28 protein-coding genes and 2 tRNA genes are annotated in these 24,774 nt (G+C 70.3%); 16 read left to right on the forward strand and 14 right to left on the reverse strand.

All coding sequences use genetic code 11. The annotated features are described in order from the left end of the window. Positions 1-48 precede the first annotated feature (48 nt). From dinB to GJQ66_RS05665, 3 genes are read left to right on the forward strand one after another with little or no spacing between them, the layout of a single operon-like run. Positions 49-1,293: a DNA polymerase IV gene (gene dinB / locus GJQ66_RS05655; RefSeq protein WP_155048364.1), complete on the forward strand. Its 1,245-nt coding sequence runs from the start codon at positions 49-51 to the stop codon at positions 1,291-1,293. A 4-nt stretch (positions 1,294-1,297) separates the two neighbouring features. After that, positions 1,298-1,618: a hypothetical protein gene (locus tag GJQ66_RS05660; RefSeq protein WP_155048365.1), complete on the forward strand. Its 321-nt coding sequence runs from the start codon at positions 1,298-1,300 to the stop codon at positions 1,616-1,618. 2 nt (positions 1,619-1,620) lie between these two features. Then, on the forward strand, positions 1,621-2,151 hold the full coding sequence (locus GJQ66_RS05665; protein ID WP_155048366.1) for a hypothetical protein: 531 nt from the start codon (positions 1,621-1,623) through the stop codon (positions 2,149-2,151). Between the two features lie 4 nt (positions 2,152-2,155). Here the strand turns inward: GJQ66_RS05665 and GJQ66_RS05670 are convergent, their stop codons facing one another. The 5 genes from GJQ66_RS05670 to GJQ66_RS05690 form a co-directional block, all read right to left on the reverse strand. After that, on the reverse strand, positions 2,156-2,641 hold the full coding sequence (locus GJQ66_RS05670; protein WP_155048367.1) for a DUF2017 family protein: 486 nt from the start codon (positions 2,639-2,641) through the stop codon (positions 2,156-2,158). After that, on the reverse strand, positions 2,638-2,940 hold the full coding sequence (gene clpS / locus GJQ66_RS05675; protein ID WP_155048368.1) for an ATP-dependent Clp protease adapter ClpS: 303 nt from the start codon (positions 2,938-2,940) through the stop codon (positions 2,638-2,640). The genes GJQ66_RS05670 and clpS overlap by 4 nt, the downstream gene beginning before the upstream one ends. Before the next feature lies 1 nt (position 2,941). Continuing rightward, complete coding sequence (locus tag GJQ66_RS05680) at positions 2,942-3,223, reverse strand: metallopeptidase family protein (RefSeq protein WP_230379359.1); 282 nt, start codon at positions 3,221-3,223, stop codon at positions 2,942-2,944. Positions 3,224-3,743: 520 nt separating this feature from the next. Further along, a complete protein-coding gene (locus GJQ66_RS05685) occupies positions 3,744-4,445 on the reverse strand; it encodes an ABC transporter ATP-binding protein (RefSeq protein WP_155048388.1) in 702 nt (233 codons plus the stop codon). Beyond that, a complete protein-coding gene (locus GJQ66_RS05690) occupies positions 4,442-5,533 on the reverse strand; it encodes an ABC transporter permease (protein WP_368732741.1) in 1,092 nt (363 codons plus the stop codon). Before GJQ66_RS05690 ends, GJQ66_RS05685 begins: the two co-directional genes overlap by 4 nt. Positions 5,534-5,683: 150 nt before the next feature. Here GJQ66_RS05690 and GJQ66_RS05695 point away from each other — a divergent pair, with 150 nt between their 5' ends. Further along, positions 5,684-6,880: a sensor histidine kinase gene (locus GJQ66_RS05695; protein ID WP_155048392.1), complete on the forward strand. Its 1,197-nt coding sequence runs from the start codon at positions 5,684-5,686 to the stop codon at positions 6,878-6,880. Beyond that, complete coding sequence (locus GJQ66_RS05700; protein WP_155048394.1) at positions 6,877-7,497, forward strand: response regulator transcription factor; 621 nt, start codon at positions 6,877-6,879, stop codon at positions 7,495-7,497. Before GJQ66_RS05695 ends, GJQ66_RS05700 begins: the two co-directional genes overlap by 4 nt. A gap of 267 nt (positions 7,498-7,764) precedes the next feature. Here GJQ66_RS05700 and GJQ66_RS05705 read toward each other — a convergent pair. Together GJQ66_RS05705 and orn are read right to left on the reverse strand one after the other, a co-directional pair. Then, a tRNA-His gene (locus tag GJQ66_RS05705) sits at positions 7,765-7,840 on the reverse strand. A 40-nt stretch (positions 7,841-7,880) separates the two neighbouring features. Further along, entirely contained in the window at positions 7,881-8,507 is a 627-nt protein-coding gene (gene orn, locus GJQ66_RS05710) for an oligoribonuclease (RefSeq protein ID WP_155048396.1), read from the reverse strand. Positions 8,508-8,589: 82 nt separating this feature from the next. Here orn and GJQ66_RS05715 point away from each other — a divergent pair. The 5 genes from GJQ66_RS05715 (at position 8,590) to ettA (ending at position 11,946) form a co-directional block, all read left to right on the forward strand. Continuing rightward, positions 8,590-8,661, forward strand: a tRNA-Arg gene (locus GJQ66_RS05715). Positions 8,662-8,757: 96 nt separating this feature from the next. After that, complete coding sequence (locus tag GJQ66_RS05720; RefSeq protein ID WP_155048512.1) at positions 8,758-8,967, forward strand: methyltransferase; 210 nt, start codon at positions 8,758-8,760, stop codon at positions 8,965-8,967. 90 nt (positions 8,968-9,057) lie between these two features. Beyond that, positions 9,058-9,603, forward strand: a complete 546-nt coding sequence (gene msrA / locus GJQ66_RS05725; protein ID WP_155048399.1) for a peptide-methionine (S)-S-oxide reductase MsrA — start codon at positions 9,058-9,060, stop codon at positions 9,601-9,603. Between the two features lie 137 nt (positions 9,604-9,740). Continuing rightward, a complete protein-coding gene (locus GJQ66_RS05730) occupies positions 9,741-10,211 on the forward strand; it encodes a single-stranded DNA-binding protein (protein ID WP_155048400.1) in 471 nt (156 codons plus the stop codon). A gap of 52 nt (positions 10,212-10,263) precedes the next feature. After that, positions 10,264-11,946 carry an energy-dependent translational throttle protein EttA gene (gene ettA / locus GJQ66_RS05735; protein WP_155048401.1) on the forward strand — a complete coding sequence of 561 codons (1,683 nt, stop codon included), beginning with the start codon at positions 10,264-10,266 and terminating at the stop codon, positions 11,944-11,946. Positions 11,947-12,015: 69 nt separating this feature from the next. Here ettA and GJQ66_RS14075 read toward each other — a convergent pair whose 3' ends face one another. From GJQ66_RS14075 to GJQ66_RS05755, 4 genes are all read right to left on the reverse strand, one after another. Next, positions 12,016-12,255 (reverse strand): glycine betaine ABC transporter substrate-binding protein, encoded by a 240-nt coding sequence (locus tag GJQ66_RS14075; protein ID WP_196215820.1) that lies wholly within the window; start codon positions 12,253-12,255, stop codon positions 12,016-12,018. A gap of 220 nt (positions 12,256-12,475) precedes the next feature. Further along, positions 12,476-13,387: a glycine betaine ABC transporter substrate-binding protein gene (locus GJQ66_RS05745; protein ID WP_155048403.1), complete on the reverse strand. Its 912-nt coding sequence runs from the start codon at positions 13,385-13,387 to the stop codon at positions 12,476-12,478. 95 nt (positions 13,388-13,482) lie between these two features. Then, positions 13,483-14,448 carry a proline/glycine betaine ABC transporter permease gene (locus GJQ66_RS05750; RefSeq protein ID WP_155048404.1) on the reverse strand — a complete coding sequence of 322 codons (966 nt, stop codon included), beginning with the start codon at positions 14,446-14,448 and terminating at the stop codon, positions 13,483-13,485. Then, positions 14,448-15,749 (reverse strand): glycine betaine/L-proline ABC transporter ATP-binding protein, encoded by a 1,302-nt coding sequence (locus GJQ66_RS05755; RefSeq protein ID WP_368732716.1) that lies wholly within the window; start codon positions 15,747-15,749, stop codon positions 14,448-14,450. The genes GJQ66_RS05750 and GJQ66_RS05755 overlap by 1 nt, the downstream gene beginning before the upstream one ends. A gap of 322 nt (positions 15,750-16,071) precedes the next feature. Here GJQ66_RS05755 and GJQ66_RS05760 point away from each other — a divergent pair, with 322 nt between their 5' ends. The 3 genes from GJQ66_RS05760 (at position 16,072) to sufU (ending at position 18,308) form a co-directional block, all read left to right on the forward strand. Then, positions 16,072-16,545, forward strand: coding sequence for a thioesterase family protein (locus tag GJQ66_RS05760; RefSeq protein WP_155048405.1), 474 nt, complete (start codon positions 16,072-16,074; stop codon positions 16,543-16,545). A 75-nt stretch (positions 16,546-16,620) separates the two neighbouring features. Further along, entirely contained in the window at positions 16,621-17,874 is a 1,254-nt protein-coding gene (locus GJQ66_RS05765) for an aminotransferase class V-fold PLP-dependent enzyme (RefSeq protein WP_155048406.1), read from the forward strand. Further along, on the forward strand, positions 17,871-18,308 hold the full coding sequence (sufU, locus tag GJQ66_RS05770; RefSeq protein WP_155048407.1) for a Fe-S cluster assembly sulfur transfer protein SufU: 438 nt from the start codon (positions 17,871-17,873) through the stop codon (positions 18,306-18,308). The genes GJQ66_RS05765 and sufU overlap by 4 nt, the downstream gene beginning before the upstream one ends. Positions 18,309-18,314: 6 nt before the next feature. Here the strand turns inward: sufU and GJQ66_RS05775 are convergent, their stop codons facing one another. Continuing rightward, the gene (locus GJQ66_RS05775; protein ID WP_368732742.1) at positions 18,315-19,175 is read right to left on the reverse strand and encodes an acyl-CoA thioesterase; all 861 of its coding nucleotides are present in this window, start codon (positions 19,173-19,175) and stop codon (positions 18,315-18,317) included. 68 nt (positions 19,176-19,243) lie between these two features. Between GJQ66_RS05775 and GJQ66_RS05780 the strand changes: the two genes are divergently transcribed. After that, positions 19,244-19,906 carry a hypothetical protein gene (locus tag GJQ66_RS05780; RefSeq protein WP_155048408.1) on the forward strand — a complete coding sequence of 221 codons (663 nt, stop codon included), beginning with the start codon at positions 19,244-19,246 and terminating at the stop codon, positions 19,904-19,906. Positions 19,907-19,915: 9 nt separating this feature from the next. On the opposite strand, the gene GJQ66_RS05785 is transcribed toward GJQ66_RS05780, so the two are convergent. Both GJQ66_RS05785 and pepN read right to left on the reverse strand, forming a co-directional pair. Next, positions 19,916-20,320 (reverse strand): globin, encoded by a 405-nt coding sequence (locus GJQ66_RS05785; RefSeq protein ID WP_155048409.1) that lies wholly within the window; start codon positions 20,318-20,320, stop codon positions 19,916-19,918. Beyond that, positions 20,320-22,884, reverse strand: a complete 2,565-nt coding sequence (pepN, locus tag GJQ66_RS05790; protein WP_368732743.1) for an aminopeptidase N — start codon at positions 22,882-22,884, stop codon at positions 20,320-20,322. The genes GJQ66_RS05785 and pepN overlap by 1 nt, the downstream gene beginning before the upstream one ends. Positions 22,885-23,014: 130 nt before the next feature. On the opposite strand from pepN, the gene GJQ66_RS05795 reads away from it, so the two are divergent. Continuing rightward, on the forward strand, positions 23,015-24,244 hold the full coding sequence (locus GJQ66_RS05795) for a ferrochelatase (protein WP_368732717.1): 1,230 nt from the start codon (positions 23,015-23,017) through the stop codon (positions 24,242-24,244). Between the two features lie 29 nt (positions 24,245-24,273). Continuing rightward, the gene (locus GJQ66_RS05800; RefSeq protein WP_155048410.1) at positions 24,274-24,771 is read left to right on the forward strand and encodes a ribose-5-phosphate isomerase; all 498 of its coding nucleotides are present in this window, start codon (positions 24,274-24,276) and stop codon (positions 24,769-24,771) included. Positions 24,772-24,774 lie beyond the last annotated feature (3 nt).

Raw genomic sequence — 24,774 nt, forward strand, 5'->3', positions numbered from 1 at the left:
GACGCCGGCGGCGGCCCCTCGCGCGCGGCGCGCGGGGAGAATGGATCCATGGGACGGCAGGACGGATCGCGGCGCCTCGTCTCCGCGGACGGCGCGGACGACGAGGGCGCGCACATCCTCCACGTCGACATGGACGCGTTCTACGTCGCGGTCGAGACGCTGGCGGATCCGTCCCTCGCGGGTCGTCCCGTCATCATCGGGCGCAGGGAGGGGCGCTCCGTCGTCTCCAGCGCGTCGTACGAGGCACGCCGGTACGGCGTGCGCTCCGCGATGCCGGTGGCGCAGGCGCTCCGGCGCTGCCCCCGCGCGGTCGTCGTGGAGCCGCATTTCGATCGCTACCGCGCCGTGTCCGCGCGCGTGATGGACCTGTTCCGCTCCATCACGCCGCTCGTCGAGCCCCTCTCGATCGACGAGGCGTTCCTCGACGTCTCCGGCGCGCGGCGGCTGTGGGGCGGTCCGGGCGAGATCGCCGCGCTGATCCGGCGCCGGGTCCGGGGCGAGATCGGGATCACCTGCAGCGTCGGCGCGGCGTCGACCAAGCACGTCGCGAAGATGGCCTCCACGGCGGCCAAACCGGACGGGATGCTCGTGGTCCCGGCCCGCGCGACGGTCGCCTTCCTCGACCCGCGGCCGGCCGGATCCATGTGGGGCGTCGGCCCGAAGGCCGCCGAGGCCCTGGCCTCGCGGGGGATTCACACGATCCGTGACCTGCGAGAGACTCCGCCAGCGGCCCTGGAGCGGATCCTCGGCCCCGCGCAGGCGAGCAGGCTCGTCGACCTCGCGCACGGCCGAGACCCGCGCGCGATCGAGACCGAGCGCGTCGAGAAGAGCGTCTCGCACGAGGAGACGTTCGACGAGGACGTGCGGGATCCGGAGCGGCTGCGCGCCGAGATCCTGCGGCTCGCCGACCGGGTCGCAGGTCGGCTGCGCGCGGGCGGCGTGGAGGCATCCGGCGTGTCCATCAAGGTGCGGTTTTCCGACTTTCGGACGATCACGCGCTCCCGCGCCCTCGCGGATCCGACCGACGTGGGCCAGCGGATCGGCCAGGTCGCCCGCGAGCTCTTCGCGCAGGCGGGTGTGTCCGCGCCCGTGCGGCTGATCGGCGTGCGCGCGGACCGCCTCGTCGCCGCCGGTTCGCAGGCGGTGGCGCTGTGGGACGACGACGGCGACTGGCGGCAGGTCGACACGGCGCTCGACCGCGCGGCCGAGAAGTTCGGGAGCGGGTCGATTACCCGCGCCGCCTTCCTCGCGCCGTCGAAGCGGCGCGCGGAGGGGGACCCCGGGGTACGGTAGTGCCATGCCTAACATCGCGATCGAACTCGGCAAGCTCAGCGGCTCCTTCGGCGTGAAGGCGTCCTACGGCGAGCAGCAGGACCTCGACGGCGTCACGGTGCTGCCGGTGGCGGCCACCTGGGCCGGCTACGGCGGCGGATCGGACGACAACGGCCAGGGCGGCGGGGGCGGCGGCGGATTCTCGCTGCCGGTCGGCGCCTACATCCGGCGCGGCTCCGAGTTCCGGTTCGCGCCGAACCCGGTCACGCTCATCGCGGTCCTCACCCCGCTCGTGTGCGTGACGGGGCGCGCGCTCGGCTACGTCATCAAGCGGCTGAAGAAGTAGCGGTGACGCCGGCCGCCGCGGCGGACCGGCTCGCCGCCTTCCTCGGGCCCGGTCCGTTTCGCCTCGTCATCGACGGGCGCAGCGGCGCGGGTAAGACGACGCTCGCGCGGGCGGTGGCCGCCGCGCGCGGCGCGCGCCTCGTCTCGCTGGACGAGTTCTACCCCGGCTGGGGCGGCCTCGCGCGCGCGACGCCCGTCGCCGCGCGTATCCTGACCGACCACGCCGCCGGGCGCGCGGCCACCTACCGCCGCTGGGACTGGGAGCGCGGTGAGTACGAGACGCGCGAGCGTCGGGTGGATCCTGGGGAGCCGCTCGTGATCGAGGGGTGCGGATCCCTGAGCCCCGCGGCCGCGCGGGCGGCGACCTGCGCCGTGTGGCTCGACGCGGACGCCCACGCGCGGCGCGACCGGGCGCTCGCCCGAGATGGCGACCGATTTCGGCCGTTCTGGGACATGTGGGCGGCGCAGGAGGACGCGCACATTCTCGATCACGCGCCGGAGAGCCTCGCGACCTTCGCGTGGTGCATGGCGTGAGCCCCTACGCCGAGGTCTCGCCGTCCGCGGCCTGCACGAGTCCCTCGAGTCGGTAGCCGAGCCACTCGTAGAGCCCGTAGCGCGGGTCGTCCTCGTCGTGCGCCGCATCGCCGTCCGAGATCCCGAGGCGGCTCGCGAGCACGAGACGCAGCGCGGCCAGCGTGCGCAGCCAGGCGTCGAGGCGGTCGCCCGCGATCGAGACGTCCACGGGGGAGAGCGCGTCGTCCAGGCCCGCGTCGCCGATCCGCTCGAGGTCCTCGGCGACGACCCGCGCGTCGCCCGCGCGTCGCCCGAGCAGGTCCGTGCGCGTGACGTCGCGAAACTCCCGCGACGCCGCGTCGTCCTCGGGATAGGCATCCGGCGTCAGGCGGCCGAGCGCCGGGTCCTCGGAGCGACCGTCCGCGACGAGCGTCGCGAACTGGTCGATCAGGTCGGCGAGGTGGCGCGCCTCGATCCGGGTGAGCGTGAGGATGGTGAGCCGGTCGGTCATCGCGTCGCCTTTCGGACGGTGGCCCAGAGGCCGTAATCGTGCATCGCCTGAGCGTGGAGCTCCATCTGCTCGCGCGCGCCCTCCGCGACGACGGCGTGGCCCTCGTGGTGGACCGTGAGCATGCGCTCGGTGGCCCGCGCGGTCGAGAACCCGAAGTACTCGCGGAACACGCGCACGACGTAGCTCATGAGGTTGACGGGGTCGTCCCAGACGACGGTCTCCCACGGCGGAGCCGCCGTGGCCGCGGTTTCGCGCGCCGCGCGCGCCTCGTCCGCGGGGAGCAGCGTCTGTGAGGTCATCTCACGCCCATCCCAGCTCGTGGAGCCGTGCGTCGTCAATGCCGTAGAAGTGGGCGATCTCGTGGACGAGCGTCGTGTGCACCTCGTCGCGGAGCTCGCGGAGCGTCGCGCACTGGGCGAGGTGGGGCTCGCGGTACACGATGATGCGGTCGGGCAGTTCGCCCATACCGTACCGGTCCCGCTCGGTGAGCGCGAGGCCGTCGTACAGCCCCAGGAGATCGAGGGATCCGTCCTCCGGCCTGTCCTCGACGACGAAGATCACGTTGTCGAGGCCGTCGACCATATCGTCGGGAAGCGCGTCGAGCTCGGAGACCACGAGGGCCTCGAACTCGTCCGGCCCGAGCGTCGGCCGCTCATCGGAGCGTTCAGGGGTGTCTGGGCAGGATCCCGAACTCATACCGGGTGGCTGCGTGGACTGTTCACAAACCTTGACCCCGCGCAGGACTGCCTGCTCAAGCGGTGGACGCGTGGCATATCGGAGTGACGATTGCCCGATTCGCGACGTTCGTGGCCCAGTCGTGGGGACGATTGCAACTCCTCAAACCCTTCTGAGTGACGTAGAGATCAACGGCCTCGGGCCTCGACCCGCGATCATGGATACGGTGTCGGTTCGGTTATGCCGCTTCCGCGAGGGTACCTGACCTCGCGGCCGCGTAGGCGTTCTCGTAGCTGTTCGGGGTGATCTGACCGATTGATTCCTTCTGAGTTTCGTCCTTTCCTTTTGGAGGATGGATTCATGCCAGGACCGTATCCGCTCAACATCCGCAGCGCACGCTGACGGAACGACACCCAGGCCGATTCACTCACGGCGAATCAGGAGTGGTGATGCGACCGTCGATGACAGTGACGAGGTCATCCAGGGCGTCGCGATGCACGAGGTCGTGGGTGACGAGCAAGGTGGCGGTGTTGCGTTCATGGGTGAGGCGGGCGATGAGCTGCATGATCTCGGCACCGCGTTCCTGATCCAAGGCGCTCGTCGGCTCGTCCACGAGCAGCACCTCGGGTTCGTGGACGAGGCCGCGGGCGATGGCGACCCGTTGCCGTTGCCCGCCAGAGAGCTGATGGGGGCGCTTGTCGGCATGCTCGGTGAGGCCGACCGCGTCGAGCAGCTCCTCGACTCGGGTGTCGATCCTCCCGCGCCTATTCCGGCTGGTGCCACCGCCGAGCCGGGCCATGACCTGGAGTTGCTCGCGAGCCGTGAGTGCCGGAAGCAGGTTCGACTGCTGGAAGACGATGCCGATGCGCTCACGGCGCAGTTCGGTGGCCTCGCGCTTCGAGAGCTGGGCGGCGTCGATCAAGTTCGACTCATTCCCGATGAGGACGCCGCCGGACTCGGGGTGGATCAGGGTCGCGGCGACGGCGAGGATGCTGGATTTGCCCGATCCGGAGGGGCCGGTGATGCCGGTGACGGTGCCGTTGTCCCCGCGGAGGGTGACGTCATCGACGGCGGTAATGTAGTTGTCCCCGTCGGGGAAGGTGAGGGTGACCTTCTGCAGTTCGATCATCGGTTGCTCCCAAGGGCTGTGAGGGGGTCGGCTTTGGTGACGGAGCGCAGCGCGAATGCGGCTCCTGCAAGGCCCAGCACCGCCATCGCGACGGCCGGGGCAAGAGTGGTCAGCGGGCTCACGACGAACGGCAGCGCCTGTCCCGCGAGCGTGCCAAGCCCGACCACGGCCGCAAGGCCGACCCCGATGCCGGAGGCGAGCACGATGAGGGCTTGCCCGAGGGAGTCACGCACGAGCGACCCGGTCGTGGCCCCCAATGCTTTGAGCACGGCGATGTCACCTGCGCGTTGCATCGTCCAGACGGTGAAGAACGCGCCGACCACGAGCGCGGAGATGCCGAAGAGCATCACGATCATGACGCCGAGCGACCCGATCTCGGACTGGAATGCCTCCAATGCGGTCAGACTCGCCAACTGCGTTTCCGCGACCGTGTCCGTGTCGGAGCCAACGGCCTCCCAGTCTGCGTCGCCGGTTGCGGCGAGTACCGTGGCCTCGTCAGTGCCCCCGACGCGCTTGCTGGCCTCATTCCACGCCTCGCGGGTCATGACAATGACCGGGGTGTGGCTGTACCAGAGATCTTCGCCAATAGCGGCGACGGTGAAGTCGTTGCCGGTGATCGAGATCGTGTCTCCGACCTTGACACCGAGGTCGTCGGCGGCGCCGGATGAGAGGCCGACCTCGGTATCGGAATCTGGGGTGAGCTCGAACAGCGGGTTCGATCCGGTGGCCGGAGCGTCCTGTGGGAGCCCGTAGAGGGCGACCCCGGTCGGCTCGTCGGTGCCGCTGGCCGAAGCCCGTGACTGGACGATCCCGACCGGTATCACCGACTCGACGCCATCGGCCTGCTCCCACGCCCGCACGGTGTCCTCGGCGAGGGAGGAGGTTGCAAAGCTCGGGTCACCGTTCTCGGGCTGCTGCAGCACAATACGGTCGCCGGGCAGCTGCAGTACCGAGGAGATGTTCTGGGCGGCAAGTCCTCCGGTGAGTCCGGAGAGGAAGCCGACGAGCAGTGTGATCAGGGCGACGACGGCCCCGATGAGCAGGAACCGGCCACGGGCGAACCGCAACTCTCTCCACGCGACGAACACGAAGATGCCTTTCCGCTCGAACACTTTGCCCGAGCTACGCTTCAACCCTCCTTTCCAAGGGAGGGGCCGGGCATCGCCCAAACCACGGGATTCGCGGTCAAACTTTCGGTTGATGGCCGGGAAACGCGGTTCGCATAGGCTTGGGCTGTCATGCCGCACTCGACCCTCGCCCCGGTGTTCATCGGCCTCCACTTCGGCCTGCATGCTCTCCTGATCGGGCTTGCGGGCTTCGCGGTCGTGCGCGCATTCGTCGCCTCCTCCCCGGTCGCAGCATGGACGCTGGTCGTCGGGGTCGCGTTCGTCGCGGTCTACCTCGCCGGCGCGTGGGCGGCGCGTTCCGGCCGCGCAGCAGGTTCGTCCGGTCGCACGTTCGCGGTCGTCTGGGTCGCCGCGCTCACCCTGTTGTGGGCGGTACTGACGTGGTTGACCCCCGAGGGGGCGTACCTGGTCTTCCCCCTGTTCTTCCTCTACCTCCATGTCTTGCCTGGCGCCGGAGGGGTTGCGGCGATCGTGGTCACGACCGCGTTCTCGATCCTCGCCCTCGGGCTGCATCTCAGGTTCAGCGTGGGCGGGGTGATCGGGCCGCTCGTCGGCGCCGGCGTCGCCCTTCTGATCGGGCTCGCCTACCGCGCACTGCGGCGTGAGGCCGAGGAACGCGAACGTCTCCTTACCGAGCTGATACGCACTCGGCAGCAGCTTGCCGAGACCGAACGCGAACAAGGCGCTCTCGCGGAGCGTGCGCGCCTGGCTCGCGAGATCCATGACACCGTCGCGCAGGGCCTGTCCTCGATTCAGATGCTGCTGCGCGCCGCCGAACGCGACACCCCCGAACCCGGCGCCGGCTACCTGAAACTGGCACGCGAGACCGCCGCAGATAGCCTCTCCGACACGAGGCAGATCATCCGCGAGCTCACCCCCGCCCGACTCGATGACGGTCTCGCCGCCGCGTTGCGCAGGCTCGGACAGGAACAGAGCGACCGTGCGTCGTTGCCCGTCGAGGTGGCCGCTGAGCATGTCGATCTGCCGATGGTCACCCAGACCGCGCTGCTGCGCATCGCCCAGGGCTCGGTGTCGAACGCGATCCGCCACGCGGACGCCACCTGGATCGTCGTCGAGCTCGCACGTGAGGACGACGCTGTGTCATTGGTCGTACGCGACAACGGGCAGGGTTTCGACGTGTCCTCGGCCGTCGCCGGCTCACACGAGGCTGATTCCTTCGGACTGCAGGCGATGCGTGAGCGTGTCGAACAGCTTGACGGCGCCCTCGCCATCATTTCGGTACCCGGCGACGGCACCACGATCACCGCACGGTTGCCGCTCTCGACAGAGAGGGGGGCGTCCTCATGATCCGGATCGTGCTCGCCGACGACCACCCCGTCGTCCGCGCCGGGCTCCGCGCCATGCTCTCAGATGACCCCGACCTTGACATGATCGGGGAAGCGGCAACCCCTGACGATGCCGTTGCCCTCGCAACCGATCTGACTCCGAACGTGGTGCTCATGGACTTGCAATTCGGCACCGACCAGACAGGGGCTGATGCGACCCGCCGCATCCGCGCACTCAATGAGCCGCCTGCGGTGCTGGTGCTCACGAACTACGACACCGACAGCGACATCCTCGGCGCGGTCGAGGCCGGTGCCAGCGGTTACCTCCTCAAGGACGCCCCGCCCGAAGAGCTCATCGCCGCGATCCATGCTGCTGCCGCGGGCGAGACTGCTCTCGCCCCTGCGATCGCGGGTCGTCTGCTCGCCCGGATGCGCTCCCCGCAGCCCACCCTCAGCGCCCGCGAGATCGAAGTGTTGCGGTTCGTCGCCGACGGCGCAACGAACAACGAGATCGCCTCTCAGCTGCACATCAGCGACGCGACCGTCAAGTCACACCTCGTGCATATCTACACCAAGCTCGGCGTGTCATCCCGCACCGCTGCCGTCGCTACCGCACGCGACACCGGTCTCCTGAGATAGTGACGTGCCCTGAGTTTGGTGGAGGCTCCTGATCTTGGGAACGAGGATGGAGTTTTGGCCGGCCGCTGCCGGTTGGGCCGATTCACGTGAAGAACGGAACGAAAGTCAGGCCGATTCAGGTCGAGGAGGAACGACCCTTCGGATCGCTCTTCGACACAGAGGAGCAAATGCACGCCCTGAACTGGGCGGCTGAAGCAAAAAAGAAGGGAGAGGTTCAACCCGGACAAAGAGTGGAGTCTCTTGTCGAGAGTTTGAGCCTCTCCCATTTGGGGTGGCTGACGGGGCTTGAACCCGCGACCCCCGCGACCACAACGCGGTGCTCTACCAACTGAGCTACAGCCACCATGTTTCCCCGCTTTCGGCGGGGCAACTTCTCTAGTCTGTCACAGGTTCGGGGCGAACTCGTTCACGACATTCTCAGCAATTGCCTTGGCGTCGTCCGAGGACGGCCCCGGCTCCGCGACGAAGGCCGCGCGCCGGTAGTACCGCAGTTCCCGGATCGACTCGAGGATGTCGGCGAGGGCGCGGTGCCCGCCCGCCTTCTCGGGCGCCTGGAAGTACACGCGGGGCATCCAGCGCCGCGCGAGCTCCTTGATGCTCGAGACGTCGACGTTGCGGTAGTGCAGGTATCCGTCGAGCTCCGGCATGTAGCGCGCGAGGAACATCCGGTCGGTGCCGATCGTGTTGCCGGCGAGGGGAGCCTTGCGCTCCTGCGGCACGAAGCGGCGCACGTACTCGAGCACGGCGCGCTCGGCGTCGCCGACGGGGATGCCGGCGGGGATCTCGCGGTCGAGGCCGCTCGTCGCGTGCATGTTCGCCACGAAGTCGTTCATCTGTGCGAGCGCGGCGTCCGACGGCCGGATGACGAGCTGCAGGCCGGGATCGAGGATCTTCAGGTCGAAATCGGTCACGACGACGGCGATCTCGACGAGCTCGTCCACGGCGGGGTCCAGGCCGGTCATCTCGCAGTCGATCCACACCAGTCGGTCGTTCTCGGAGGCGCTCACCATGCCGCCAGCCTAGCCGCGCCTCCTGACACTCGACCCCGCGGCGTGCGCGGATTCGCCGGGGCTCGATAAGCTGGGGCTCCTGGCCTCCTTAGCTCAGTGGAAGAGCAGCGAGCTTCTACCTCGTCGGTCGAGGGTTCGAATCCTTCAGGGGGCACCGTGATTCGACGCGTCTGACGCGCCCGAATGCCCCTGTTGCACCCGCGCCCCGGCGCGTAGCCTGTCCGTGACGACGCACGGGAAGGGGTGCATCATGGGCGATGAGCACGGCCACAGGATTTTCGTGGCATACGGCAAGGCGGGGGCCGTCGGGTCCATCCGCGCGGAGGGTGCGGATTTCCTCGTCACGATGGCGGGATCGGACGAGCCGCTCGGCACGTATCCGACGCTCGAGATTGCGAAGAACGCCCTCTCGGCGCAGCTCGGACCGGGCGCGGACCGCCCCGAGTTTCATCCCCACTGATCTCTCGGCGGTCGACGGCGCTGGGGCCCGGGAGGGCGCGTAGCGTGGAGGGCGGTCGCCGCGAGCGCGGCGACGCGAGAGGAGCCTGAGATGCAGACGTTCGTGCTGGCCGGGGGATGCTTTTGGTGTCTCGACGCGGCGTACCGCGCGCTTCGCGGCGTGAGCAAGGTCGTGTCCGGATACGTGGGCGGCGAGGCGAAGAACCCGTCGTACGAGGCGGTCTGCACGGGGCGGACGGGGCACGCGGAGGCGGTGGCCGTGACGTTCGACCCGGAGGTCATTCCCGCCGAGGTCATCCTCGACGCGTTCTTCACGATGCACGACCCGCGTCAGCTGAACCACCAGGGCGCCGACACCGGCACGCAGTACCGGTCCGCGATGTTCCCGGCCGACGACGCGCAGCGCGAGGCCTTCGAGGTCGCCCGCGCCCGGGCGAGCGAGCTGTGGGACGCGCCGCTCGGCGACGTCGAGGGCACGATCGTGACCACCATGGAGCCGCTGGGCGCGTTCTGGGAGGCGGAGGACTACCACCAGGACTTCTTCGCGAAGAACCCGGGTCAGGGGTACTGCCTCGCGGTCGCCGTGCCGAAGGTGAACAAGGTGCGCGCGCGATTCGCGGAGTACGCCCGCGCGTAGCGGGGGCGACCTCGTCCCCACGACGTGCTCCCGGGGAGTTGTCCCGGATCCGGCGGATCCGCCGGGCGCCCCGCCCGTGCCGGGGGCAGTGTGGCGGCACCGGCCGACTCGCGGCCGGCCGACACGAGGGGACGCACATGACCGACACCATCACGATTACCGGCAACCTGGCGACCGCGCCGACCGAGCAGCAGACGGGGTCGGGGGATCCGTATACGCGCTTCCGCGTGGCCAGCCCGAACCGGCGCCGCGATACGCGCACGGGGGAGTGGGTCGATCTCGACCCCAACTGGTACACGGTCCTCGCCTTCCGCTCCCTCGCCTCCCACGCCGTGGCCTCCCTGGAGAAGGGCCAGCGCGTCATCGTGACCGGCGCGCTGAAGGTGCGGCGTTGGGAGCGCGAGGGCAAGGCCGGCACGGAGGTCGAGGTCGTGGCCGATGCGCTCGGCGCCGACCTGCGCTTCGGGACGACGCGGTTCTCGCGCGCCGCGCCCGCGGCGGGCACCGCCGGTGCCGAGGGCCAGGCGGCCGCCGGGGCCCCGCCCGCGGACTGGGAGGCGGCGCCCGTCGCCGCGGGGGACGGGTACGCGGGCGAGACGCCTTTCTGAGGCGGGATCCGCGAGCGGGCGGGCGCGGATCCCGCGTAGACTGAGCCCAACTATGGCTGAGTTCATTTTCCAGATGGTCCGCGCCCGCAAGCAGGTGGGCGACAAGCTGATCCTCGATGACGTCTCGATGTCGTTCTTCCCGGGAGCGAAGATCGGCATGGTCGGCCCCAACGGCGCCGGTAAGTCGACGATCCTGAAGATCATGGCGGGTCTCGACCAGCCATCGAACGGCGAGGCGACGCTGACGTCCGGTTTCTCCGTCGGCATCCTCATGCAGGAGCCCGAGCTCGACGAGTCCAAGAGCGTCCTGGAGAACGTCCAGGACGGCGTGGGGCCGATCAAGGCGAAGCTCGACCGCTTCAACGAGATCTCCGGCCTCATGGCCGAGCCGGACGCCGACTTCGACGCGCTCCTCGCCGAGATGGGAACGCTGCAGGAGGACATCGACAACGCCGACGCCTGGGACCTCGACGCTCAGCTCGAGCAGGCGATGGACGCGCTGCGGACGCCCCCCGGCGACGCGCGGATCGAGAACCTCTCGGGTGGCGAGAAGCGCCGCGTGGCGCTGTGCAAGCTCCTGCTCGAGAAGCCCGACCTCCTCCTCCTCGACGAGCCGACCAACCACCTCGACGCGGAGAGCGTGCTGTGGCTCGAGCAGCACCTCCAGTCCTATCCGGGTGCCGTCATCGCGATTACCCACGACCGGTACTTCCTGGACCACGTCGCGCAGTGGATCGCGGAGGTCGACCGCGGGCGCCTCTACCCCTACGAGGGCAACTACTCGACGTACCTCGAGAAGAAGGCCGAGCGCCTCGAGGTGCAGGGCAAGAAGGACGCCAAGCTCCAGAAGCGCCTGAAGGACGAGCTCGACTGGGTGCGCTCCAACACAAAGGGGCGCCAGGCCAAGTCGAAGGCGCGCCTCGCGCGCTACGAGGAGATGGCCGCCGAGGCGGAGCGGACGAAGAAGCTGGACTTCGAGGAGATCCAGATCCCCGCCGGCCCGCGCCTCGGCAACGTCGTGATCGAGGCGAAGGACATCGTCAAGGGCTTCGACGACCGCACCCTGATCGAGGGCCTGAGCTTCAGCCTCCCGCCGAACGGCATCGTCGGCGTGATCGGCCCGAACGGCGTGGGGAAGACAACGCTGTTCAAGACCATCGTGGGCCTCGAGCCGCTCGACGGCGGCGACCTGCGGGTCGGCGAGACGGTCAAGCTCAGCTACGTCGACCAGACGCGCGGCGGAATCGACCCGGACAAGACCCTGTGGGAGGTCGTCTCGGACGGCCTCGACATCATGATGGTCGGCAAGACCGAGGTGCCCTCGCGCGCCTACGTGTCGAAGTTCGGCTTCAAGGGGCCGGACCAGCAGAAGAAGGCCGGCGTCCTGTCGGGCGGCGAGCGCAACCGCCTGAACCTCGCGCTCACGCTCAAGCAGGGCGGCAACGTCCTCCTCCTCGACGAGCCGACCAACGACCTCGACGTCGAGACGCTGCAGTCGCTGGAGAACGCGCTGCTCGAGTTCCCCGGCTGCGCCGTGGTCGTCACGCACGACCGGTGGTTCCTCGACCGCATCGCGACGCACATCCTCGCGTACGAGGGCACGGAGGAGAACCCCGCGAACTGGTACTGGTTCGAGGGGAACTTCGAGGCGTACGAGGCGAACAAGGTCGAGCGCCTCGGCCCGGAGGCCGCGCGTCCCCACCGCACCACGCACCGCAAGCTCACGCGCGACTGAGTGCGAGACGACGGCGCCCCGGGAGATCGAGCGATCTCCCGGGGCGCCGTTTCGCGTGCGGGGGCTGCGTCAGTCCACGACCCACTCGAACTGGTCGCCGTACTCGGCGAGCCAGGCATCGATCGCCGCGGGCTCGTCGCCGTCGTCAAACTCGTTGTCGACGTCGCCCTCGGCGAGCGCCGTGTAGAGGAGGCCGGGCTCCGTGAGCTCCTCCATCTCGACCGTGAAGCCCATCTTCTCGAACTGGTCCTGCAGCAGGTAGGCGTTGTTGACGGCGTCGGTCCACGACGGCAGGAAGCCGATCGTCATGGTCTCGTCGTCGCCGTCGGCGGCGCCCGCCCCGCACCCGGCGAGAGCGAGGAGGGCGACGGATCCGAGGGCGGCGGCGGTGAGGAGCCGGTGACGAATGCGCCTGCATCGTCCTTTCGGTGCTGTGAGGGCGTGACTCGTGGCGCGACAAAGGGGGTGCCGCGGCGCAGGCCGCGGCACCCCCTCGTGCCGTGCGCGGGAACGCGTCCCGCGCGGCGGATTACTCCGCGACGATCGTGCTGAAAGCCTCGGGGTTCGCCTCGAGCCACTCGTCGATCGCGGCCGACTTGTCGTCCTCGTCGGCGTACTCATTCACGACGGTGTCCTCGAGCGAGCCGTACTGGGCGTCGTCGAGCTCGATGCCGCCGATGAGCTCGGCGGCCTCCGGGAACTCCTCGGAGAAGCCGGCCGTGGCGAGGAAGTGCAGGCCCTCGGGGTCGCCCATCGCGCCCTCGGGGTCCTCGAGGTCCTTGATGTCGAACGCGTCGTTCGCCCAGAACGGGCGCCACAGCGTGACGACGATGTCTTCCTCGTTGTCGATCGCGGTCTCGAGCTCGGTGAGCATCGCGGCGGTCGACGACGTGAGCAGCTCGTACTCGCCGTCGAGGCCGTAGGCCGGCATCGCCGAGTCCTGCGTCTGGGCCGTCAGGCCCGCGCCCGGCTCGATGCCGACGATCTGGCCGTCGAACATGTCAGCGTTGCCCGCGAGGTCGGCGATCGAGTCGATGTCGGTGTACGTCGGCACCGCGAGCGTGAGCTTCGCGTTGTCGTAGTACGTGCCGAGGTCCTCGATGTCGTCGCCGTACTCCTCCATGTAGGAGGCGTGCGTGAGCTCGGGCCAGGCCGACGGGTAGATGTCGACGTCGCCCTGGGCGAGGCCGGCGTAGAGGGGGCCCGCCTCCGTGAGCTCCTGCATTTCGACCGTGTAGCCGATCTTCTCGAGCTGGTCCTGGAGCAGGAACGCGGTGCTGAGGCCGTCGGTCCAGGCGGGGAGGTAGCCGAGCGTGATGGTGCCCATGCTCTCGCCGCCGTCGGTCGACGACCCCTCGTCCGTGCTCGAGGAGCAGCCGGCGAGCGCGAGGCTTGCGGCGGCGCCGACGGCGAGGATTCCGGTGAGGTGACGCGTGTTCATGATGTTCCTTTCCTCCCGCGCGCTGCGCGGGTGTGGGGAGCCGAACCGGGGTTCGGATGGGCGGGACGGGCCCGCCCGGGGGTAAGGGGTGAGCGTTAGGCGACGCCGCCCGTGGGCGCGCGTCGGGGCGAGGCGACCTCGCGCTCGGCTGCGGTCGCGGCCGCCTCGGCGGCCGCCGCACGGCGCGCCTGGCGCCGGCGGGTGAGCGTGCCGAGGAGCGACGACGGGTACGCGGAGGGGTTGCCGAGCGCCGCGGTGACGCGGTCCAGGAAGACCGCGAGGATGACGACGCCGAGGCCGGCCTCCACACCCTGCGCGATGTCGATCGTCGAGATGGCCGCGACGACCTCCTTGCCGAGCCCGTCCGCGCCGGCCATGCCGGCGATAACGGCCATCGACAGCGCGAGCATGATGACCTGGTTCACGCCCGCCATGATTGTGGGCAGGGCGAGGGGCAGCTGGATCCCGCGCAGGATCTGACCGGGGGTCGCGCCGAAGGCCTGGCCGGCCTCGACGGTCTCCTCGTCGACCCCGCGGATACCGAGCTCCGTCAGGCGCACGCCGGGCGGCATCGAGAAGATTACGGTGGCGACGAGGCCGGGGACTACGCCAATGCTGAAGAAGACGATCGCGGGGATCAGGTACACGAACGCCGGCATGGTCTGCATGAAGTCCAGCACGGGCTTGAGGATCGTCCGCACCGTCGCGCTGCGCGCCGACCAGATGCCGAGCGGCACCGAGATGACGATCGCGACCAGCGCGGCCATCAGGACGAGCGCCAGCGTTTGCATCGCGGGCTCCCACATGTCCATGCCGACGATGAGGATGAATGTCAGGAGCGTTCCCACCGCGAGCTGCCACGACCGGAAGAACCAGCTGATGAGGGCGGCGACGAGGATCGCGACGGGGATGGGCGTGGCGAGGAGCACGTCGGTCAGCGTCTCGACCAGCCAGCTGACGACCATCGTGATGAAGTCAAGCAGCCACTCGAGGTTGTCCTTGATCCAGTCGACCGCCTGGTCGGCCCAGTCCCCGACGGGGATACGGAAGTTCTCGAACATCAGCGGGTCTCCTCGGATCCGCGCGCGTCGGCGTGGTCGGCCTCCGCCAGGACCTGGTCGATGACGGTGGTCGGGACGGGCTGCGCGGGCAGGGCGATCTCTTCCGTCGCGCTGGGCCCGGGCCCGAGCGCCGCGAGCAGCGTCATGCGCGGGATCACGCCCGCCAGCCGGCCGTCGGCGTCCGTCACCGCGACGGCGAGCTTGGACTCAATCGAGGGCACGAACAGGTCCATCAGGACGTCGTCGACGCCGACCGTGACGGCGTCGTTCTTGATCGCGGCGGCGATGGAGCGCTCGCCCTTGCGCACGAGCTGCAGCGCGCCGCGGTCCTCGAGCGTGCCCAGCAGGCGCCGGTTCTGGTCGACGACGTACACCGCGCTCAGGGCGGCGTCGCGCATCGTGCGCAGCGCCGTGCGCGGCCCCGCCGTCTCGGGAACGACCGCGATGGGGCGCTCCATGACGTTGCCCGCCGTGAGCACGCGGGCGCGGTCGACGTCCTGCACGAACTGCTCGACGTAGTCGTTGGCGGGATCGGTGAGGATGTCCTCCGGCGACCCGATCTGCACGATGCGGCCGTCGCGCATGACGGCGATGCGGTCGCCAAGGAACATCGCCTCGTTGAGGTCGTGCGTGATGAAGATGATCGTCTTGTGCAGCTTCTGCTGGAGCTCGAGCAGCTGCTCCTGCATCTCGCGCCGGATCAGCGGGTCGAGGGCGCTGAAGGCCTCGTCCATGAGGAGGATGTCCGTGTCGGCGGCGAGGGCGCGGGCGATGCCCACGCGCTGCTGCATGCCGCCCGAGAGCTGGCTCGGGAGCTTGTCGCCCCAGCCGTCGAGGCCGACGAGCCCGAGGATCTCGCGCGCGCGGTCGAGCCGGCGCGCCTTGTCGACGCCCTGGAGCTCGAGCGGGTACGCGACGTTATCCGCGACGGTGCGATGGGGCAGCAGCGCGAAGTGCTGGAACACCATCGAGATGTGGTCGCGGCGGATGTCGCGCAGCGCCTTGTCGGAGATGCGCGTGATGTCCTGCCCGCGCACCTCGAGGGTGCCCGCTGTCGCGTCGTGCAGGCCGTTGATCATGCGGATGAGCGTGGACTTGCCGGATCCGGACAGGCCCATGACGACGAAGATCTCGCCGCGCCGCACCTCGAACGAGGCGTCGATGACGGCGGCGGTCGCGCCGTCGAGCTCGTCGCGGGGTGTTCCGGCGCGGAGCTTTTCCACGGCGTCTTTCGTGCGGCGCCCGAAGACCTTGTACAGGCCCTCGGCGCGCACCAGCACGTCTGCGTTGTTATTGGTCACGTTCTCCTGCGACGAGCGCGTCTGATGGACGCAACGTGCGCGCTCGACCCTCGGGTAATCGGATCGTGAAGGGTATGAAGCCGGCGGCCGTGTCGTACGCGTCACCGCGGGCAGAAGGGAAATGTCGAGTTGCGTGTCAACATTTCATACAGTCCAAGAGTATCGACAGCAGACGCCCAGGTGCGAAAGTTCGACGACAGGCGTCGTATATCGCACCGCGGTATCGTCGCTCCTGCCCGCGGATCGACGCGGTAATCTGCGACATGGCGCGCCGCGCGGCGCGACGCCGGATGTTACGCAATTGTGAGGATGCGAGGCGCGGATGACGCGGATTCACCTGCCCATTTACCTGCGATGGGGCGATCAGGACGCCTTCGGGCACGTCAACAACGTCACCCTGCTGCAGCACCTCGAGGAGGCGCGCGTGCGCGCGTTCTGGCTCCACGAGCAGCGCTCACAGAGCCTGCCGACGGCGGTTTTCGACGAAGGGCTGCGCATCGATGGCTCCGCGCCCGTGTTGCCGCTGATCGCCCGCAACGAGGTCGAGTACCTCGCGCCGATCCCCTATCGGCAGGCCCCCCTCGAGGTACAGATGTGGTTCGCGCGGCTGGGGGGATCCTCCGCGGAGCTCTGCTACGAGGTGTTCGTGCCGGGGGATGCGGCGCCGTCCGCGCGCGCGGCGACGACGCTCGTCATGGTCTCGGAGGAGACGATGCGCCCCGTGCGTCTGCCCGCCCTCGCCCGCCGGGCGTGGGAGCCGTATGTCGAGGAGCCGATCCGCTTCACCCGGCGGTGACGGAGGCCGGCCCCTACACGCCGCGAGTGCGAGAGGATGGAGGACAGCACCTCGTTGTCTTTCGGAGAGCACTACATGGCACCCATCCCCGGCGCGTCGGCCCGCGCGGATTTCCCTTTCTTCGCCGCCCACCCCGGCACCGCCTATCTCGACACGGCGGCCACGTCGCAGCGGCCGGATTCCGTCATTGAGGCGGAGCGCGCCTTCGTGCGGAGCGACTACGCGGCCGTTCATCGCGGATCCAGCATGGCGACGGGGGAGGCGACGTGGGCGTTCGAGGACGCCCGGGAGAAGGTCGCGCGCTTCGTCGGCGCGGGCGAGCGCGAGATCGTCTGGACCCAGAACGCGACCGACGCGCTGAACGTCGTGGCCCTCGGCATGGCCGACGCGTCGGCCGGCCTGGGCGATGCGCGCTTCGCGCTGGGCCAGGGCGACGAGATCGTCGTCACGGCCGCCGAGCACCACGCGAACCTCATCCCGTGGCAGCGCCTCGCCGCCAAGACCGGCGCCCGGCTTGTCGTGGTCCCCGTGGACGCGGCGGGCCTCTGGACGCTCGACGGCCTCCGCGAGGTCGTCACGCCCCGGACCCGGGTGATCGCGTTCGCGCACGTCTCGAACGTGACGGGGCTCATCGCGCCCGTCGCCGACGTCGTGGAGATCGCGGGCGGGGTTGGCGCGCTGACGGTCCTTGACGCGTGCCAGTCCGTCCCGCACCTGCCGGTGGATCTCGCGGCGCTCGGGGTCGACTTCGCGGCGTTCAGCGCGCACAAGATGGCGGGCCCGACGGGAATCGGCGCGCTGTACGGCCGGGCGGAGCTCCTCGACGCGCTCCCGCCGGCGCGCACGGGCGGATCCGCCATCACGGTCGTCACGCTGGAGTCGGCGGAGTTCCTGCCCTCGCCCCAGCGCTTCGAGGCGGGGACGCAGGCCGTGAGCCAGGCGGTGGCGTTCGGCGCCGCCGTGGACTACCTGTTCGCCGTCGGCATGGCGGCCGTCGCGGCGCACGAGCGCGAGATTGGTCAGGCGCTCGCGGAGGCCGTGGCTGCCGTGCCCGGGGCGCGCCTGGTCGGACCGCAGGCGGGCGCCGAGCGCGCCGCGCTCGCGAGCGTGATCGTGGACGGCGTGCACGCGCACGACGTCGGGCAGTTCCTCGACGACCGCGGCGTGACGGTGCGCACGGGCCACCACTGCGCCCAGCCGCTGCATCGGGTGCTCGGCGTCGCGGCGACCACGCGCGCGAGCGCCGGCGTGTACACGACTCTCGACGAGGTCGAGCAATTCCGCGAGGCGCTCTCCGGCGTCCGCACGTTCTTTGGAGTGAGCGCATGAGCGGTCTCGAAGCCATGTACCAGGAGCTGATCCTCGATCACGCGAAGACGCCCGAGGGCAAGGGCGACCCGACCGCGCACCCCTTCACGCACCACGAGCTGAACCCGTCCTGCGGCGACGAGATCACCCTGGGCATCACCGTGACGGACGGGGAGATCTCGGGCCTCGCGTGGGACGGCCAGGGGTGCAGCATCTCGATGTCGTCCGCGTCGATCATGAGCGACCTGCTGGGCGGCGCCACGCGGGACGAGGCGCTCGCGACGATCGAGGAGTTCCGCGAGATGATGCGGTCGCGCGGAAAGTTCGAGCCGTCCGACCGCCTGGGCGATGCGGCCGCCTTCCAGAACACCGCGAAGTACGTCATGCGCGTCAAGTGCGCGATGCTCGCCTGGGTCGCGCTCGAGGCCGACCTCAAGGCGTCGCAGGCGGCGTAGCCGCCCTCAGTTGAACGCGGGCGTGCGCGCCATGATCTCCTGCGCGACGCTCGCGACCAGCTCGCCGCCGCGCGTATAGATCCGCCCCGTGTTCATGCCGCGCCCGCCGCGCGAGGTCGGCGACTCGGCGACGTAGAGCAGCCACTCGTCGGCGCGCGCGTCGCGGTGCCACCAGATCGCGTGGTCGAGGCTGGCCGAGCGCAGGCCCTTCGTGCGCCACGACACGCCGTTCGCACGCAGCGTCGGCTCCTGGATCGTGAAGTCGCTCATGTACGCGAGGGCGGCGCGGTGCAGCGCCGGGTCGTCGTCGAGTCGCGAGCGGATCCGCAGCCAGGTCGCCTGCGTGGCGCGCGCGTCGGGTACCTCGAGGTAGATGCCGCCGTGCACGTGGCGGGCCTCGATCGGGCTGTGGCGCAGGAGCGCGAACGCGCCCCCCAGCTCCTCCTCGGCCGAGGCGACCTCCTCGGGGGCCGGCACCTCGGGCATGGGCATCTGGTGCTCCATGCCGGGGTCGTGGTCCTGGAACGACGCGATGGCGCTGAAGATCGGCTCGCCGCGCTGGTAGGCCTGCACGCGCCGGCGGGCGAACGAGCGGCCGTCGTGGATTCGCTCCACCGCGAGCGTGATCGGCTCGTCGACGTCGCCCGGGCGCAGGAAGTACCCATGCAGGGAGTGCGGCGCGCGGTCGGGCCCGACCGTCGCCGTCGCGGCCACGACGCATTGCGCGACGACTTGGCCCCCGAACACGCGGCCGGACGGCATCGGGTGGGAGCGCCCGACGAAGATCTCCTCGCCCGTCTGCGCGCCCGGTCGCTCGAGATCGAGCACGGCGCGCAGGACGTCGACGGGGTCGTTCGGGATGTCGATGACGCTCACGGATCCTCCTCGGCGGCGCACGCGGACCGTGCTCAGCCGCCCGTCCTAGTCTAGGGAGGATGAGCGAGCGACTGATTCTGGCGGACGCGCCCACTGCGTCCGACGCGCTGACCTTCGCCGGCCGCGCCGCGCGCGCCGGTTCCGATGGCGTGCGGCTGCAGGCCGACCGCGGCGTCCTGGTGATGACAGCGGCCGCGCTGGCCCCGCAGGGCCTGCTCGATCGGACCCCGACGGTCCTCGCGATGCGCGTCGTGTCCGCGGATCCGGAACTCGAGTGCGATGTCGTGGTCGACCAGCTTGCCGCGAGCGAGGACCCCGAGGCGCTCGCGCTGCCCGACCAGGCCCTGTCCCCGGCCTGGGCCGGGGTGGCGCCGCCGCGCGCGGGCTGGGAGCCGGCCGGCCAGATTCCCGCCGCGACGCTCGCGGCGCGGGCGCAGTGGGGCATCGCGGCCGTCGCGCACCAGGTGCCGACGGACGCGGGGGAGGACGCCGTGCGCGCCGTGCGGGGAGCCGTGTGGGGGCAGCCGGATCCCGACCTCGACGGTCTCCCGCTCGGGGTCGCGTTCGCGGCCTTCGCGTTCGGGTTCATCGGCGGCGAGGAGGCCGCGACGGTGCGGCGCTCCGGTCGGTGGACGCGCCTGTCGCTCGAGCGCGGGCACATCCTGTCGCGTGGGCCCGCCGCCACCGGCCTCACCGCGGTGCGGCCGACGGGTGGGGCGTAGGCCCGAGCGTCAGCGCTCGAAGGTGTTGACCATCGCGTAGGCGGCGCGCTCGAGGTAGTCCCAGAGGGTGGCCTCGTGCACGGGCGCGAGGCCCAGCTCGTCCACCGCCGTGCGCATGCACGCGAGCCACCGATCGCGCGCGTCGGGGTTGACCCGGAAGGGCATGTGCCGCATGCGCAGGCGCGGATGGCCGCGCGTCTCGCTGTAGGTCGTCGGGCCGCCCCAGTACTGCTCGAGGAAGAGCAGGAGGCGCTCCTCGGCCGGGCCGAGGTCCTCCTCGGGATACATCGGGGCGAGCACCTCGTCGGCCGCCACCTCGCGGTAGAAGACGTGCACGAGGCGGGCGAACGTCTCGCGCCCGCCCACCTCGTCATAGAACGACGCCGGCGCGCCGACGCCCGAGATCTCGACCATCAGGCGACGTCGTCGGCCTCGGCGTCGCGCGACTGCGCCGTGAGCGCGCGCTCCACGCCCGCGAGATTCTCGGCGACGATGCGGCGCAGCGCGGCCGGTGCGTCGGTGTTGTCGCGCAGCCACGCGCGCGTCGCGTCGCGCAGCTCCGCGTTCGCGAGCGGCGCCGGGTAGAGCAGCTCGATGAGGTAGGACGCGATCTGGAACGTGCGCTCGCGCCAGATCCCGCGCAGCATGCCGAAGTAGTCGTCGACGAAGCCCGTCAGGTCGTCCCGCGTCGCGGGGTGCGTGAACCCCGCGGCGGCCGAGCGCACCACCGTGTTGGGGAGCTCGTCGCGCTCGATGAGCGACGCCCACGCGGCGCGCTTGTTCTCCGCGCCCGGCAGCGCCGCGCGCGCCTGCGCGGCGAACTCGCCGCCCTTCGAGGTGTTGTCCGCCGCGAGCGCGGCGTCGATGTCGTCGGGGGAGACGGCCCCGGTCGCGGCGAGCCCGACGAGCAGCTGCCAGGACAGGTCGGCGTCGATCTCGAGTCCCGGAAGAGGCGCGGATCCGTCGCGGAGGCCGGCGAGCCGCTCCGCGTGGGCGGGCGTCGACGCGGCCTGTGCGAACGCGGTCGCCAGCTGAAGCTGGATGTCGCTGGAGGCGTCGGCGGCCGCCAGGAGGTCCCAGAGGCCGTCGGCCACGCGGGCGCGCTGCGCGTCGCGGGACGCGGGCGATACGTACGCGTTCGCCGCGAGGCGCACCTGCGCGAGCGTCGTGCGCACCGTCGTCGACTCGGTCTCGGATCCGATGTTGCCGAGCACCAGGTCGATGTAGTCGCGGGCGGCCATCTCGCCGTCGCGCGTCATGTCCCAGGCGGCGCCCCACACGAGGGAGCGCGCGAGCGGATCCGCGATGTCCGCGAGGTGCGCGATCGCCGTCGCGCGGCTGGCGTCGTCGAGGCGGATCTTGGCGTACGCGAGGTCGCGGTCGTTCAGCAGGACGAGCGCGGGGCGCCGGACGCCCTTGAGCGCGGGAATCTCCGTGAGGTCGCCCGCGACGTCGACCTCGACGTCATGGACGCGCACGAGGGCGCCGCCGCGCAGGTCGTAGAAGCCGATCCCGAGGCGGTGGGGGCGGATCGTGGGGTAGTCCGACGGTGCCGTCTGCATGACCGCGAACCGGGTGATGACGCCGTCGACGTCGTCGTCGATCACGGGCGAGAGGGTGTTGACCCCGGCCGTCTCCAGCCACTTGGCCGTCCACTCGGACAGGTCGCGGCCGCTCGTGCGCTCCAGCTCAACGAGGAGGTCGCTGAGGGTCGTGTTCTGGTACGCGTGGGCGCGGAAGTAGGCGCCGACGCCCTGGAAGAACTCCTCGATGCCGACGTAGGCGGCCAGCTGCTTGAGAACGGATCCGCCCTTGGCGTAGGTGATGCCGTCGAAGTTGACCTGCACGTCCTCGAGGTCCGAGATCTCCGCGACGATCGGGTGCGTCGACGGGAGCTGGTCCTGGCGGTACGCCCAGGTCTTCTCCATCGCGTTGAACGTCGTCCAGGCCTCGGTCCACTCCGTGGCCTCGGCGGTTGCGATCGTGGAGGCCCACTCCGCGAACGACTCGTTCAGCCAGAGGTCGTTCCACCACTTCATGGTCACGAGGTCGCCGAACCACATGTGGGCGAGCTCGTGGAGGATCGTCACGACGCGGCGCTCCTTGACGGCGTCCGTGACCTTGCTCCGGAACACGTACGTTTCGGTGAACGTCACGCAGCCCGCGTTCTCCATCGCGCCGGCGTTGAACTCGGGGACGAAGAGCTGGTCGTACTTCGCGAAGGGGTAGGACACGCCGAACTTCTCCTCGTAGTAGGCGAAGCCCTGCTTCGTCTTCTCGAAGATGTACTCGGCGTCCATGTCGGCCCACAGGCTCTTGCGCGCAAAGACGCCGAGGGGGATCGTGCGCCCCTCGCTGTTGACGAGCTCGTCGCGCACTTCCTCGTACGGGCCGGCGACGAGCGCCGTGATGTAGGAGGAGATCCGCGGGGTCGGCTCGAAGCCCCAGGTCGCTGATCCGCCCTCCTCGTGGGGGATGGGCTCGGGCGTCGGCTGGTTCGAGACGACCTTCCACTCGCGCGGCGCCGTCACCGTGAACTGGAACGTCGCCTTGAGGTCGGGCTGCTCGAACACGGCGAACACGCGGCGGGAGTCCGGCACCTCGAACTGCGTGTAGAGGTAGACCTCGCCGTCCACGGGGTCGACGAAGCGGTGCAGGCCCTCGCCCGTGTTCGTGTACTCGCAGTCGGCGTCGATGACGAGCTCGTTGTCCGCCTCGAGATCCGCCAGCAGCACGCGCGAGTCCGCGCAGAGCTCGGACGGCTCGAGCTCGCGGCCGTTGAGCGTGACCTCCCGCACGTCGCGCGCGATGAGGTCGATGAACGTGTTCGCACCGGGCGTGGCGCTGAACCGCACGACGCTGCGCGATCCGAACACCTCCTCGCCCTTGGTCAGGTCGAGCGCGACCTCGTAGGCGTGGGTCTCGACGATCGCGCGGCGCTCTTCCGCCTCGACGCGGGTGAGGTTCTCTCCAGGCACTGTGGCTGCTCCCATGGGTTCGTCGGGGATCCGCCCGCGCGCGTTGTGCGCGGCGAGCAACTGGTACAGCCTACGTCGCCGATCCGTGACGAGGATGAGCGCCCCGGCGGATCGGTGAGAAAATGTCGGGGTGAAAAACGTCGACGCTCCTTCCACGGAAGCACAGGATCCGGCCGTTCTCTACGCCTCGACGGCGGCGAAATCGGGCCCCGCCTTCGTCGAAACCCCGACCGCGTACGACGCGATCCTGCTCGCGAGCTTCGGGGGGCCGGAGGCGCAGGAGGACGTGATTCCCTTCCTGCGGAACGTCACGCGCGGTCGCGGGATCCCGGATGAGCGCCTGGAGGAGGTCGCGACGCACTACCGCTCGTTCGGCGGCGTCAGCCCGATCAACGGGCAGAACCGCGAGCTGCTCGCCGCCCTCGAGGCCGAGCTCACCCGCCGCGGCCACGACCTGCCCGTGTACTGGGGTAACCGAAACTGGCACCCGATGATGGAGGACGCGATCACGCGCGCCTACGCGGACGGGCGTCGCACCATGCTCGCCGTCGCGACGAGCGCCTACAGCTCGTATTCGAGCGAGCGGCAGTATCGCGAGGACTTCGCCCGGATCCTCGGGCCCGCAGCCGACGGTGGCACGGGGCTCGGGACGGGGGCGGATCCGATGACGATCGACAAGGTGCGCCTGTTCTTCGACCACCCGGGATTCGTCACGCCGTTTGTCGAGGGCGTCACGTCGGCCGTGACGGGGTGGCTGGACGGCGGGTACGCGCCGTCGGAGATCCGGGTGCTGTTCTCGACCCACTCGATTCCGACGGGCGACGCGGAGCGCTCCGGGCCGCGCGATCGCGACTTCGGCGAGGGCGGCGCGTACGCGGCGCAGCACCGGGCGGTCGCCGAGTACGTCATGGGCGAGGTGCGCCGCACGGTCCCCGCGGCCGCGGATGCTGATTGGTCGCTCGTCTTCCAGTCGCGTTCGGGCCCGCCGTCGCAGCCGTGGCTCGAGCCCGACGTGAACGACGTCATCGCGGCGCTCCCGGACGAGGGCGTCCGCGCGGTCGCGGTCGTGCCGCTCGGCTTCGTCAGCGACCACATGGAGGTGCTCTGGGACCTCGACAACGAGGCGCGCCAGTCGGCCGCGGACGCGGGCCTGGCCTTTGCCCGGCCCGCCACCCCCGGCGTGCACCCCGCCTTCGTCGCGGGGCTCGTCGACCTCATCGAGGAGCGGATCCACGGCACGCCCGCGGCCGAGCGGCCGCACGTGACGGGGCTCGGGCCGTGGCACGACATCCCGCGCCCCGGCGAGTGCGAGAACGCTCGCCTCGGGTTCCGCCCCGCCGCCGCGGGCCTCGCGCCGTGACCCGGCCGAGATAGGGAAGAATCGTCCTCATGCGCATCCACATCGCGACCGATCACGCCGGCCTCGAGTTCTCGACGCAGCTGCAGCACCACCTCGCGGCGCGCGGCCACGTCGTCATCGATCACGGCCCCGACCACTTCGACCCGGTCGACGACTACCCGGCCTTCTGCGTCCGCGCGGCGGCGGCGGTCGTCGCCGACCAGCGGGCGGGGCGCGCGGCGCTCGGCGTCGTGTTCGGCGGATCCGGCAACGGCGAGCAGATCGCCGCGAACAAGGTCGAGGGGGTGCGCGCGGCGCTCGTGTGGAACCTGTCGACCGCCGAGCTCGCGCGCGAGCACAACGACGCCAACGTGATCTCGATCGGCGCCCGCCAGCACACCTTCGAGGAGGCGGCCCGGTTCATTGACCGCTTCATCGAGACGCCGTTTTCGGGGGAGGAGCGCCACGCGCGCCGCATCGCCCAGGTCGGCGCGTACGAGCGCGCCGGCGAGCTGGTCGACACCCCGGCGCCGCGCGAGAGGGCCTGACGA

The sequence above is a fragment of the Microbacterium sp. ZXX196 genome (assembly GCF_009709595.1).
In the GTDB taxonomy this organism is placed as follows: domain Bacteria; phylum Actinomycetota; class Actinomycetes; order Actinomycetales; family Microbacteriaceae; genus Microbacterium; species Microbacterium excoecariae.

Coding starts and splice junctions, on each gene's coding strand:
- GJQ66_RS05695 (WP_155048392.1), top strand. CDS start 5,684: ATGCCGCACTCGACCCTCGCCCCGGTGTTCATCGGCCTCCACTTCGGC.
- GJQ66_RS05720 (WP_155048512.1), top strand. CDS start 8,758: ATGGGCGATGAGCACGGCCACAGGATTTTCGTGGCATACGGCAAGGCG.
- GJQ66_RS05700 (WP_155048394.1), top strand. CDS start 6,877: ATGATCCGGATCGTGCTCGCCGACGACCACCCCGTCGTCCGCGCCGGG.
- orn (WP_155048396.1), bottom strand. CDS start 8,507: ATGGTGAGCGCCTCCGAGAACGACCGACTGGTGTGGATCGACTGCGAG.
- GJQ66_RS05745 (WP_155048403.1), bottom strand. CDS start 13,387: ATGAACACGCGTCACCTCACCGGAATCCTCGCCGTCGGCGCCGCCGCA.
- GJQ66_RS05660 (WP_155048365.1), top strand. CDS start 1,298: ATGCCTAACATCGCGATCGAACTCGGCAAGCTCAGCGGCTCCTTCGGC.
- GJQ66_RS14075 (WP_196215820.1), bottom strand. CDS start 12,255: ATGACGATCGGCTTCCTGCCGTCGTGGACCGACGCCGTCAACAACGCC.
- GJQ66_RS05760 (WP_155048405.1), top strand. CDS start 16,072: ATGACGCGGATTCACCTGCCCATTTACCTGCGATGGGGCGATCAGGAC.
- GJQ66_RS05780 (WP_155048408.1), top strand. CDS start 19,244: ATGAGCGAGCGACTGATTCTGGCGGACGCGCCCACTGCGTCCGACGCG.
- GJQ66_RS05680 (WP_230379359.1), bottom strand. CDS start 3,223: ATGGTCGACGGCCTCGACAACGTGATCTTCGTCGTCGAGGACAGGCCG.
- sufU (WP_155048407.1), top strand. CDS start 17,871: ATGAGCGGTCTCGAAGCCATGTACCAGGAGCTGATCCTCGATCACGCG.
- GJQ66_RS05750 (WP_155048404.1), bottom strand. CDS start 14,448: ATGTTCGAGAACTTCCGTATCCCCGTCGGGGACTGGGCCGACCAGGCG.
- clpS (WP_155048368.1), bottom strand. CDS start 2,940: ATGACCTCACAGACGCTGCTCCCCGCGGACGAGGCGCGCGCGGCGCGC.
- GJQ66_RS05670 (WP_155048367.1), bottom strand. CDS start 2,641: ATGACCGACCGGCTCACCATCCTCACGCTCACCCGGATCGAGGCGCGC.
- GJQ66_RS05730 (WP_155048400.1), top strand. CDS start 9,741: ATGACCGACACCATCACGATTACCGGCAACCTGGCGACCGCGCCGACC.
- ettA (WP_155048401.1), top strand. CDS start 10,264: ATGGCTGAGTTCATTTTCCAGATGGTCCGCGCCCGCAAGCAGGTGGGC.
- GJQ66_RS05685 (WP_155048388.1), bottom strand. CDS start 4,445: ATGATCGAACTGCAGAAGGTCACCCTCACCTTCCCCGACGGGGACAAC.
- GJQ66_RS05800 (WP_155048410.1), top strand. CDS start 24,274: ATGCGCATCCACATCGCGACCGATCACGCCGGCCTCGAGTTCTCGACG.
- msrA (WP_155048399.1), top strand. CDS start 9,058: ATGCAGACGTTCGTGCTGGCCGGGGGATGCTTTTGGTGTCTCGACGCG.
- dinB (WP_155048364.1), top strand. CDS start 49: ATGGGACGGCAGGACGGATCGCGGCGCCTCGTCTCCGCGGACGGCGCG.
- GJQ66_RS05765 (WP_155048406.1), top strand. CDS start 16,621: ATGGCACCCATCCCCGGCGCGTCGGCCCGCGCGGATTTCCCTTTCTTC.
- GJQ66_RS05785 (WP_155048409.1), bottom strand. CDS start 20,320: ATGGTCGAGATCTCGGGCGTCGGCGCGCCGGCGTCGTTCTATGACGAG.